General features: G+C 74.1%; 11 protein-coding genes and 1 rRNA gene. 1 reads left to right on the forward strand and 11 read right to left on the reverse strand.

Annotated features, from left to right (window positions below; genetic code table 11):
- Window positions 1-162: 162 nt before the first annotated feature.
- From LNK82_RS42480 to LNK82_RS42525, 10 genes are all read right to left on the reverse strand, one after another.
- On the reverse strand, window positions 163-1,101 hold the full coding sequence (locus LNK82_RS42480) for a copper transporter (protein WP_230572482.1): 939 nt from the start codon (window positions 1,099-1,101) through the stop codon (window positions 163-165).
- Window positions 1,098-2,282: a putative cytokinetic ring protein SteA gene (gene steA / locus LNK82_RS42485; RefSeq protein WP_230572483.1), complete on the reverse strand. Its 1,185-nt coding sequence runs from the start codon at window positions 2,280-2,282 to the stop codon at window positions 1,098-1,100. Before steA ends, LNK82_RS42480 begins: the two co-directional genes overlap by 4 nt.
- A 75-nt stretch (window positions 2,283-2,357) precedes the next feature.
- Window positions 2,358-3,116: a hypothetical protein gene (locus LNK82_RS42490; RefSeq protein WP_230572484.1), complete on the reverse strand. Its 759-nt coding sequence runs from the start codon at window positions 3,114-3,116 to the stop codon at window positions 2,358-2,360.
- 136 nt (window positions 3,117-3,252) lie between these two features.
- Window positions 3,253-3,882, reverse strand: a complete 630-nt coding sequence (locus LNK82_RS42495; RefSeq protein ID WP_230572485.1) for a hypothetical protein — start codon at window positions 3,880-3,882, stop codon at window positions 3,253-3,255.
- Entirely contained in the window at window positions 3,879-5,660 is a 1,782-nt protein-coding gene (recN, locus tag LNK82_RS42500; RefSeq protein ID WP_230572486.1) for a DNA repair protein RecN, read from the reverse strand. The genes LNK82_RS42495 and recN overlap by 4 nt, the downstream gene beginning before the upstream one ends.
- A 75-nt stretch (window positions 5,661-5,735) precedes the next feature.
- Complete coding sequence (locus LNK82_RS42505; protein ID WP_230572487.1) at window positions 5,736-6,629, reverse strand: NAD kinase; 894 nt, start codon at window positions 6,627-6,629, stop codon at window positions 5,736-5,738.
- Window positions 6,630-6,640: 11 nt separating this feature from the next.
- On the reverse strand, window positions 6,641-7,447 hold the full coding sequence (locus LNK82_RS42510; protein WP_230572488.1) for a TlyA family RNA methyltransferase: 807 nt from the start codon (window positions 7,445-7,447) through the stop codon (window positions 6,641-6,643).
- Between the two features lie 3 nt (window positions 7,448-7,450).
- Window positions 7,451-7,624, reverse strand: a complete 174-nt coding sequence (locus tag LNK82_RS42515) for a hypothetical protein (RefSeq protein ID WP_230572489.1) — start codon at window positions 7,622-7,624, stop codon at window positions 7,451-7,453.
- A 5-nt stretch (window positions 7,625-7,629) separates the two neighbouring features.
- Entirely contained in the window at window positions 7,630-8,418 is a 789-nt protein-coding gene (locus LNK82_RS42520; protein WP_308257508.1) for an HAD-IIA family hydrolase, read from the reverse strand.
- Between the two features lie 112 nt (window positions 8,419-8,530).
- Entirely contained in the window at window positions 8,531-9,445 is a 915-nt protein-coding gene (locus LNK82_RS42525; protein ID WP_230572490.1) for a tetratricopeptide repeat protein, read from the reverse strand.
- A gap of 108 nt (window positions 9,446-9,553) precedes the next feature.
- On the opposite strand from LNK82_RS42525, the gene LNK82_RS42530 reads away from it, so the two are divergent.
- A complete protein-coding gene (locus LNK82_RS42530) occupies window positions 9,554-11,026 on the forward strand; it encodes a ribonuclease E domain-containing protein (RefSeq protein WP_230572491.1) in 1,473 nt (490 codons plus the stop codon).
- An 88-nt stretch (window positions 11,027-11,114) separates the two neighbouring features.
- Here the strand turns inward: LNK82_RS42530 and rrf are convergent.
- A 5S ribosomal RNA gene (gene rrf / locus LNK82_RS42535) occupies window positions 11,115-11,231 on the reverse strand.
- Window positions 11,232-11,240: the final 9 nt, after the last annotated feature.

Raw genomic sequence — 11,240 nt, forward strand, 5'->3', positions numbered from 1 at the left:
CCTGCCCACCCGGTCGGGAGTGCGGCTTCCCTCCGGGCCACCCGACCAGCCCCGCAGCACCCGACCAGCCCAAAGCACCCGACCAGCCCAGCGCAGCCGATTAGCCCGAGCGCACCCGACCAGCCCGAGCACGCCGGATGCCCGGCGCCGCGACCCAGCGGCTCAGCCGGACGCGCCCGGCGCGGGGCCTTCGGCGTTGCCCGCCACCCCGTACCGGCCCGCCTTGCCCTCCACCTGCTCACGCAGCGCGAGCACCACCACCACGCGCCCGGCCGCCGTGCCCGCGTGGTCCACGGTGGACAGCACGGAGGTCGCCGCCGTGTCCGCCCGCACGACACCGACCGCGCCCGTGCCGTCGGCCGACCCGTCGCCGCCCGCCAGCACCGCACCCGCCCCGGACCGGTCGAGCTGGGTGGCGAACCGCCCCACCACCGCCGCCCGGTCGGCCGCCGAGTCGCCCGTGACCGCGCCGCCGGTCAGCACCACGGCCAGCTGCGCGGCCCGCAACCCCTGATCCGCCTTGACGAATCCCGCGCTGGACAGCCCGCCCAGCGCCGCCGCCAGCTCGTCCGGCGTGGCCTGCGGCCGGCTGTCGTCCTTGTCGAGCAGCAGCACGGCGCCGAGCAGCCCGCCCGCCCTCGTGCCGGGATCGCCGCCGGTCGGCAGCACGGTGCCCGCCGGCTGGAGCCGGGCGACCAGGTCGAGCAGCTGGTCGGCCTTGTCCGGATCGGTGAACGACTCGGTGAGCTGGAGCTCGCCGGTGACCGTCGCGCCCGCCGACCGCAGCAGCTCCGTCACCGCGTCCCGGTCGTCCGGCTCGGCGCCCGCGGTGGTGACCAGCAGGACGGTCCGGTCCGCCAGCTGCCCCTTCACGGCCAGCGGCCCGACGGTGCTCGCGAACCGGTCCGCGTCGGCGAGCCGGGCGTCCAGGCCGTTGCGCTCCGACTGCAACGCGGCGACCTCCCGACCCAGCTGGCCGTTGTCCTCGTTGAGCCCGGACAGCAGCCTGCCGCTGATCGCGGTCGAGCCGAGCACCACCCCCACGGCCAGGGCCAGGAACACCGCGGTGATGGAGACGATGTGGTAGCGCAGCGAGATCACCCGAACAACCCCCTGAACCAGTCGACGACGGATCGGAACGCGTCGGCCGCGAGGTCCACGTAGACCTGGCCGACCCCGGACACGGCCAGCGCGGCGACCATCGCCGCCACCGCGGCCAGCACCAGCAGGACGACCAGCCCCGACGACACCCGGCCGCGGTGCAGGGTCGCGACGGCGTGCCCGTCCACGAGCTTGTTGCCGAGCTTGAGCCGGGTGAGGAACGTCGAGGGCGTCGACCCGGCGTTGCCCCGGTCCAGGAACTCCCGCAGGCCGGCCTGCAGCCCCACGGTCACCACCAGGGAGGCGCCGTGCGCCTCGGCCAGCAGCAGCGCCAGGTCCTCGGCGTTGCCGGTCGCGGGGAACGTCACCGCGCCGATGCCCAGGTCCTGGATGCGCTCCAGGCCGGGCGCGTGGCCGTCGACCTGCGCGGGCACCACGACCTCCGAGCCGGACCGCAACGTCGCGGTGGCGATGGCGTCCGGGTCTCCGACGATCACGTCCGGGTGGAACCCGGCGTCGTGCAGGGTGTCCGCGCCCGCGTCCACGCCGATCAGCACCGGCCGGTGCTCGCGGATGTAGCGGCGCAGCTTGCGCAGCTCCTCGGCGTGCCGGGGACCGCCCGCGACGACCAGCACCTGCCGGTCGCGGATCGGCACGAACAGCTCGGGCACGCCGATGCCGTCCAGCAGCAGCGCCCGCTCCCGGCGCAGGAACTCGATCGTGTTCGCGGAGAACGCCTCCAGCTGGGCGGCCATGCCCGCCTTCGCCTCGATCATCGCGTCGGCGATCGACTCGGCGTCCTGCGCGACGCCGCGCGCGACCTCCTTGTCGCCGACGAACACCGCGCCGTCGTGCAGCCGCAGCTTCGTGCCGTCCTTGAGCTCGCGCAGCACCGCCGTGCCGACGCCGTCGATCAGCGGGACGCCCGCCTCGACCAGCAGCTCCGGGCCGAGGTTCGGGAACCGGCCGGAGATGGACGTGGACGCGTTGACCACGCCCACCACCCCCGCGTGCACGAGGGCCTCGGCGGTGCGGCGGTCGATGTCGACGTGGTCGAGGACCGCGACGTCACCGGGACTCAGCCGGCGCAGCAGGTCGCCCGAGCGGCGGTCGACGCGCGCCACACCGGTGACGCCTGGCAGTTCGTGGTGCGCGCGGCCGAGCAACCCGGAGAGCTTCATGGACCGATGGTGACTCACGTCGCGCGCGGTCGGCGGCCAACACGCCGAGCCGATCCGGGCTGGTCAGTGACGCCACTAATCCACAGTGGACGGATTACCCCCGGTAGGGTGACGTCGTGGGTCGGCCGCCGCTCCCGGCGCTCCGGGCGGTCGTGGCAGGTCGGCCACGGGCGGCAGCTCGGCCACCGGGGGCGCCACCGGACCGGCCGGCGGGACGGGTTCACCCGGAGGGACGTCGAGCTCGGACACGGGGATGGCGATGCCGAACGGCGGCGTGTCGTCGTCCGCCACCTGGTACACCGACACCCCGGTGGGCCGCGGCACGCGTGCCGGCCAGTCGTGCGCCGCCACCGCGCCGACGAGCATCGCCAGCGCGGACGCGGCGATCAGCCACGTGCCCGTGCCGACGAACTCCTTGTGGCTGACCATGGGCGGCGGGTCGATGCTGAACAGCGTCCGCAACGTCTCCACCGCGGCCCACAGCGTGCCGACGAGCACCCCGACCGCCGCGAGCACGCCGAACCGGCCGACCGCCGCGAGCAGCGGCGAGCGCAGTTGCAGCACCGCGCCGACCGCGGCGAGGACGGCGGCGAACACCAGTCCGTAGCCGTAGACGGGGAAGTCGAACCCGACGCCGTCCGGGTTCCGCGACTGCGGTTCCTCCACGTACTCCCAGCCGGTGAGCGCCATCAGCCGGCGCATCCCGTTCGGGACCGAGTCGTCCAGCCCCGGCCGCACGGAGGTCTCCACCCCGTACAGCTCGAACAACGAGCCCAACACCACCATCAGCGCACCCGCGCCGATGGTCAGGACGGCGAACGCGCGCCGGGTCATGTGGCCTGCTCCTCCGTGCTCGGTGGCGTACCGCGGCCCGGCGGACCGACCACTCCACACCTACCAGCAAAGCCGGGACGGGCGCCGTCGCCAACGGCCGACCGGGTGCGGTTTCCGTCCCGGCCCGCCGCGCCCGTCACTGGCGGCGGTCGTCGTACCGGGGGTCCGGGAGCCGCGCGACCTCGACCTCGACCACCGGGATGCCGAACGGCGGGGTGTCCGTGTCGTCGTCCTCGACGCCGTCCACCCGGTAGACCACGGGTCCTTCCGGGCGCGGCTCGGGCCGCCGGGCGTGCAGCAGCACGACGCCGACCACGGCGACCACCACGGACGCGCCCAGCACCACGATGCCCTCGCCGACGTCCACGGTGTAGCCGCCGTCGTCGGGATCTCGCGACGCGTTGCCCGCCGCGGACATGACGACCGCCGACGCGGCCCACACCGCACCGGCGAGCAGGCCGGTCCCTCCGACCGCGAGGTAGCGGGAGGCCAGGCGCTGGCTCTCCGGCAGGAACACCAGGGCCACCGCGACGGCCAGCAGCACGGCCGCCACCACGATCGGCACCCCGTACTGGGGGCTCTGCACGGGGCCGAAGTCCATGCCCTCCGGCACGTTGGTGAAGACGTAGTCCCACGAGGTCGCCGTGACCATCGGTGCCATGCCGACGTGGTCGTTGCCCTCCTGGTACAGCGGCAGGAACGTGCCGACCACGGCCCCGACGCCGGCCACCAGCAGCAGGACCGCGCCGAGCAGCCGTCTGCTCACTTCTTCTTCGCCTTGCGCCTCACCACGGGCACGGTGTCCTTGTCGGCCTTCGCCGCCGCGAGCAGCTCCTCGGCGTGCGCGCGGCCGGTGTCGGTGGAGTCCATGCCGGCGAGCATCCGGGCCAGCTCGACCACGCGCTGCGACTCGTCCAGCTTGCGCACGCCGCTGCGGGTGAGCACGCCGTCCGCGGTCTTGTCCACCACCAGGTGCCGGTCGGCGAACGCGGCGACCTGCGGCAGGTGCGTGACCACGATGACCTGGTGGCTGCGCGCCAACCGGGCCAGCCTGCGGCCCACCTCGACCGCGGCCCGGCCGCCGACACCGGCGTCGACCTCGTCGAACACCAGCGTGGGCACCGGGTCGGAGTGCGACAGCACGACCTCCAGCGCCAGCATCACCCGCGACAGCTCACCGCCGGACGCGCCCTTGTGCACCGGCAGCGCGGGCGCGCCGGGGTGCGCGATCAGCCGCAGCTCCACGTCGTCGACACCGCTCGCGCCGGCGTGCAGCAACTGCGCGCCCACCTTCAACGCCTGCGAGTCGCCCTGCTCGGCCACCCTGGGCCGCACCGCGACCTCGACCGTGGCGTGCGGCATGGCCAGGCCGGTCAGCTCGTCCGACACCGCCTTGCCCAGCTCCTCGGCCGCGGCGACCCGTTCAGCGGTCACCTGCGCCGCGTACCCGGCCAGCTCCACGGCCAGCTCGTCGCGCCGCGCGGCCAACGCCGCCAACGCCTCGTCCGACGTGTCCAACCCGGCCAGCCGCGACGACGCGTCCTGCGCCCACGCGATCACGCCGTCCACGTCGGCGGCGTACTTGCGGGTCAACGACTTCAGCTCGGACTGGCGGGCGAGCACCTGCTCCAACCGCGCCGGGTCCGCGTCCAGGTGCTCCAGGTACGAGGCGATCTCCGCGCCGACGTCGGCGAGCAGCGTCTCCGCCTCCACCAGCCGCGGCTCCAGGTCGCGCAGCTTCGGGTCGTCCGAGGCCGTCAGCCGCCGCCGCGCCTCGCCGATCAGGCCTAGCGCGCCGGGCACGTCCGGGTCGCCGTCCGGCGAGCCCGCCACCGCGTACTGCGCGCCGGACGCGGCCTCGCGCAACTGGTCGGCGTCGGCGAGCCGGCGCGCCTCGGCGACCAGCTCCTCGTCCTCGCCGGGCTTCGGGTCGATCGAGCCGATCTCGGTCAGCCCGTGCCGCAGCATCTCGGCCTCGCGCGCCAGCTCGTGCGACCGCGCGGTGCGCTCGGTCAGCTCGGTCGCCACCCGCAGCCACTCGTCGCGGACCTTCCGGTAGGACCGCAGCGGCTCGGCGACCTCGTCACCGGCGAACCGGTCCAGGACGGCGCGCTGCTCGGCCGGCCGCAGCAGCCGCAGCTGGTCGTTCTGCCCGTGCACCGCGATCAGCTGCTCGGCCAGCTCGGACAGCACGCCGACCGGCACGGAACGGCCGCCGAGGTGGGCCCGGGAACGCCCGTCCGCGCCGACGGTGCGGATCGCGATCACGCTGCCGTCGTCGTCGGGCTCGCCGCCGACCTCCTCGGCCACCTTCGCCGCCGGACTGCCCGCGGGCGCCTGGAACCGCCCCTCGACCACCGCCTTGTCCGCGCCGTTGCGCACGCGGGACGCCTCGGCCCGACCACCGCTCAACAGGTGGAGCCCGGTCACGACCATCGTCTTGCCCGCGCCGGTCTCACCCGTCACCACGGTGAAACCGGCATCGAGCTCAAGGGTGGCCTCGTCGATCACACCGAGGCCCTGGATGCGCATCTCGGCCAGCACGCACGGAACACTACTGGGCGACGCGGACAAAGCGTGTGCTCGGGGGCGGGTGTCCCCGTGTCGATCACGCCGGCCTCACTTGGCCGACGGACCCCGCCACCCCTGCACCGGCAGCTCGAACTTCTCCACCAGCCGGTCGGTGAACGGACCCGGCCGCAACCGGACCAGCCGCAACGGCGTGCGACCGCCGACCACCTCCACCCGCGCCCCCGGCGGCAGGTTCACCGTGCGGCGACCGTCCGCGCACAGCACCGCCGGATGACCCTCCGGGTCGACCTCCAGCGCCACCACGGACGCCGGCGACACCACCAGGGGCCGGGCGAACAGCGCGTGCGCGTTGCTCGGCACCACCAGCAGCGCCTGCACGTCCGGCCACACCACCGGCCCGCCCGCGGAGAACGCGTACGCCGTCGACCCGGTCGGGGTCGCCACCAGCACGCCGTCGCAGCCGAACGCCGACACCGGCCGCCCGTCCACCTCCACCACGACGTCCAGGATCCGCTCCCGGGTGCTCTTCTCCACGCTGGCCTCGTTGAGCGCCCACGTGCCCTCCAGCACCTCGCCGTCGACCGACGCGGTGATGTCGAGCGTCATCCGCTCCTCGACCTCGTAGTCCCGGTCGACGACGTGCTTGATCGCCTCGTACAGCGCGTCGGAGTCGGCCTCGGCCAGGAAACCGACCCGGCCCAGGTTCACCCCCAGCACCGGCACGCCCGCCGCCCGCGCCAGCTCCGCGGCGCGCAGCAGCGTGCCGTCACCGCCCAGCACGAACACCAGCTCGGTGCCCTCGGCGGCCTTGTCGTCGGCCAGCACGACCTGCGTGAAGCACGACGGGTCCAGCTCCGGCGCCTCGTCCTCCAGCACCCGCAGCTTCACCCCGCCCGCCGCGAACCGCGCCGCGACCTCCTGCGCCACCAGCACGTTGCTGCGCCGTCCGGTGTGGACGACGAGCAGGATCTCCCTCGTCACTGGACCCGTCCTCACTGGGGACCTTCCGCTACGGCGGCGCGCACGAGCGCGGTGGCGTCCGCCGCGTCGAGGGGCTCGCCCCGGCGCAGCCAGACGAAGAACTCGACGTTGCCCGACGGACCGGGCAGCGGGCTCGCGGTGACGCCGTGCAGGCGCAGGCCGAGCCCGGCGGCGGACGCGACCACGTCCAGCACCGCCTCGGCCCGCAGCTCCGGGTCCCGCACCACGCCACCCGAACCGAGGCGTTCCTTCCCGACTTCGAACTGGGGTTTCACCATCGGCAGCAAGTCGCCCTCCTCGTCGAGGCACGCGGCCAGCGCCGGAAGCACCAGCCTCAACGAGATGAACGACAGATCGGCCACCACCAGTTCAACCGGACCGCCGATGTCCTCGGGCGTCAACGAACGCACGTTCGTCTTGTCCTTGACCACTACCCGGTCGTCGGTGCGCAACCGCCAGTCCAGCAGCCCGCGGCCGACGTCGGCCGCGACGACCTGCCGCGCGCCCGCGCGCAGCAGCACGTCGGTGAACCCGCCGGTGGACGCGCCCGCGTCCAGGCACCGCCTGCCCTCGACGTCGACCCCGTCGAACGCCTCCAGCGCGCCGACGAGCTTGTGCGCGCCCCGCGAGGCGTAGTTCGGGTCGTCGGTCTCGCGGACCACCAGCGCGGTGTCCAGCTCGACGGCGGTGGCGGGTTTCGTGGCGACGGAGCCGCGGACGGTGACCCGGCCCTCGGCGACGAGTTGGCTCGCGTGCTCCCGTGACCTGGCCAGCCCGCGGCGGACCAGTTCGGCGTCCAGCCGAGCCCTGCGCGGCACCGGTCAGACCTTGTCGATGGTGGACAACGCGGCCGTCAACGCCGTGTGCGCGTCGTCGAACCGGGCCACGTGCTCGACCACGTCCAGCGCGTCCAGCCCGTCGAGAGCGGCCAGGGCGTCGTCGATCCCGGCCACGGGATCACGCGGCGGACCGGGGAGGGGAACCTCGAAGCTCACAGGATTCAAGGTAGCCGATGGAGCACGGACAGGTCGGCAGCCACATAGGTCGGGCGGCGGTCCGCCGGCAGGGCGTTCGCCTCGGCCTCGGTGGACACGCCGGTGAGCACCAGCAGCGAGTCCATGCCCGCGTTGACGGCCCCCGCGATGTCGGTGTCCAGCCGGTCGCCGACGACCAGCGGCCGTTGCGCGCCCGCCGACTTCGCCGCCTGCTCCAGCAGCGGCGTGGCCGGTTTGCCCGCCACCAGCGGTTCCACGCCGGTCGCCGTCCGCAGCGCGGCGACCAGCGACCCGTTGCCGGGCAGCTGGCCGCGCTCGGTGGGCAGGGTGGCGTCGACGTTGCAGGCGATCCAGTGCGCGCCGCCCTGGCGGATCGCGACGCACGCCTCGGCCAGCTCGCGCCAGCCCAGGTCCTGCGACAGGCCCTGGACGACGGCCTGGGCGTGCTCGGCGGTGCGGGTCGGCCGGTAGCCGCGCAGCCGCACCTGCTCGGCCAGCGCGTCCGTGCCGAGGACCAGCACGTGCGCGCCCTGCGGCACCAGGTCGAGCAGCATCGCCGCGCCCGCCTGGGCGCTCGTGCTGACCTCGTCCAGCGCGGCGTGGAAGCCGAGCTCGGTCAGGTGCTCGGCGACCGTCTCCGGCGACCGGGAGGCGTTGTTGGTGACGAACCGGATGCCGGTGCCGTGCTCGCGGGCGGCGGCCACGGCCTCGACCGCGCCGGGCACGGCCTCCTGCCCCCGGTAGACCGTGCCGTCGAGGTCGAGCAGCAGGGCGTCGTAACGGTCCAGCAGCACAGGCGTCTCCGTTCGGGAGTTCTCCGGTCGGGAACAGTCTGAAGGCCCGACGCCGGGTGGCGCCGAGCCTTCAGCTGTGCTCTCCGTCATGTGACAGCGGTCTTGCGGTACGTCAGTCCTGCGGGCTGAGGTCGAACGCGCGCTCGGCGGCGTCGGTCTCGTTGTCGTCGTCGGCCTGGGCGGCGTTGAGGAACCACTTCACGGCTTCCTCGGTGCGGCCGGCGGCCTCCAGGTTGTCGGCGTAGGCGTAGAACAGGCGCGCGCTCCACGGGTCACGCCGCTTCTCGTCCAGGTCGTCGCCCTGCAACGCCACCACGGCCGCGTCCAGCTGACCCATGTCCCGTCGGGCACCGGCCGCGACGATCCGCAGCTCCACCGCCTCGTCCGGGGACAGCAGCGACACCTGCGCCTCGCGTGCCAGCTCGATGGCCCGCTCGGGACGCCCCAGCGCCCGCTCGCAGTCGGCCATCACCGCGACGTGCCCGGTGCCGTGCGACATGCGCCGCGCGGTCCGCAGCTCGGACAACGCCTCGGCCCACTCGCCGGCGTGGTAGGCGGCCAGCCCGGCGGCCTCCCGGACCACCGCGACCCGCGCCGCCTTCGCCCGCGCGTACCGCGCGTGCTCCAGCGCCAACTCCGGCTCGCTGTCGATCAGCATGCCCGCCGCCGCCAGGTGCCGGCCCACGATGTCGGCCAGCCCCTTGGGCAGCCCGCGCAGCTCCTGCTTCACCTCGGGGTCGAGGATGGAGATGTCGGCGTCCTCGGGCAGCTCCGGCGTCCGGGCCCGGGTGAACACGCGCTCCTCGGAGTCGCCTCCACCGGCCGCGACCGCCTGGGACTCGGGCGCATCGGCCTCGACAGCCGCCGACCCGGGTGCCTCCGCAGCCACGACAGCCGCCTCGTCACCGCTCTCGTCGTCACCGCTCTCGTCGACGGCGTCGGACTTCTCGCCCGCCGGCTCGACGTCGGACTCGACCACGGCCTCCGCCGCCACCGACTCCTCGACGACCACCGCGTCATCCGCCACGGCCTCGACCGCTACCGCGTCGACCTCGACAGCGGACGCCTCAACCGAGGACGCCTCGACCGAGGACGCCTCGACCGAGGTGTCCTCGGCAGCCTGCTGCTCACCGGTTTGGGCGACGCGCTCCTGGAACCGCGCGGCCCGATCACGGCTGCGCGAGTCCCGCTTGTCACTGCCGGGCTTGTCGGACCCGGTCTTGTCGTACCCCGGCTTGTCCTGGCGAGGCTTGTCGTAACGAGGCCGGTCGTCCCGGCGCTGGTAACCGCCCCGGTCACCACTGGGCCGGTCGTCCCGACGCGGGTAGCTCGGGCGGTCGCCACCGGAGCGGTCATCCCTGCGCTGGTACCCACCGCGCTCGCCACTGGGCCGGTCGTCCCGACGGGGGTAGCTCGGCCGGTCGCCACCGGAACGGTCGTCACGGGGCCGGTACTCACGACGCTCGCCACCGCGCTCACCACCGCGGTCATCACGCCGGGGGTAGCTGGGGCGGTCGCCGCTCGGACGGTCGTCCCGACGCTGGTACCCACCGCGCTCGCCACCGGACCGGTCGTCCCGGCGCGGGTAGCTGGGCCGGTCGTCACGGCGCTGGTAACCACCACGGTCACCGCTCGACCGATCGTCACGGCGCGGGTAGCTCGGGCGGTCGCCACCGGACCGGTCATCCCGACGCGGGTAGCCGGAACGCTCGCCACCCCGGTCACCGCTGGGCGAGCGATCGTCGCGCCGCTGGTAGCCGCCGCGGTCGCCACCGGAGCGGTCGTCCCTGCGCTGGTACCCACCGCGGTCGCTGCCGCCCCGGTCGTCCCGACGCGGATACCCGCCACGGTCACCACCGGGCCGGTCACCGCTGGAGCGGTTCGGGCGGTCGCTGCCGGAACGGTCGTCCCGACGCGGGTAGCCGCTGCGCTCCCCACCGCGGTCGTCCCTGCGCGGGTAGCTCGGCCGGTCGCCACCGGGCCGGTCGTCGCGGCGCTGGTACCCACCGCGATCGCCACCCCGGTCACCGCTGGACGAGCGATCGTCGCGCCGCTGGTAGCCACCGCGGTCACCACTGGGCCGGTCGTCCCGGCGGGGGTAGCTCGGCCGGTCGCCCCGGTCGGACCCGCGATCGTCCCGCCGGTCGTGGCGGGGACGCTCACCACGGCTGTCATCGCGCCGGAACCCGCCCCGGTCACCGGTGCGGTCGTCGCGACGTGGTGCGCCACCGCGGTCATCGCGGCGCGGGTAGCCGGCCCGGTCACCGGAATCCCGGCGGAAGCCGCCACTCCGGTTGTCATCCCGTCGTGGAGCTGCGCCACGGTCGTCACGGGGCTTGTCATAGCGGGGGCGCTCGCCCCGGTTGTCATCCCGCCGGTCGCCACCGCGAGGCTTGTCACCACTGGTGTACCGGTCGTTGCCGGGCCGGTCGTCCCGACGCGGACCACCGGTCGACCGGTCACCCGACCCCCGGGCGTCACGGCCACCGCCATTCCCGGCGGTCGGCTTACGAGTTCCCTGGGCACGGCCACCGTCATCGGATCGGCGCGGTCGGTCTCCCTGGCCACGCTGACGGTCGCCGGGTCGATCCCCGAACCTGGGCACTAGCTCCTCCTACTATGGACACGCCGAAAGGGCTTGTGGTTTGGAGCACAAATCAATGTGCCCCCAACCACAAGCCCTTTCAGGGAAGAATGTTCGGCGGCGTCCTACTCTCCCACACCCTCACGAGTGCAGTACCATCGGCGCTGGAAGGCTTAACTACCGGGTTCGGAATGGGACCGGGTGTTCCCCAACCGCTATGACCACCGAAACACTATGA

This window comes from Saccharothrix luteola (assembly GCF_020859565.1).
Lineage (GTDB): Bacteria > Actinomycetota > Actinomycetes > Mycobacteriales > Pseudonocardiaceae > Actinosynnema > Actinosynnema luteola.

Excerpts from the sequence above, each read along its gene's own strand:
- steA (WP_230572483.1), bottom strand. The coding sequence starts at position 2,282 with ATGAAGCTCTCCGGGTTGCTCGGCCGCGCGCACCACGAACTGCCAGGC.
- LNK82_RS42490 (WP_230572484.1), bottom strand. The coding sequence starts at position 3,116 with ATGACCCGGCGCGCGTTCGCCGTCCTGACCATCGGCGCGGGTGCGCTG.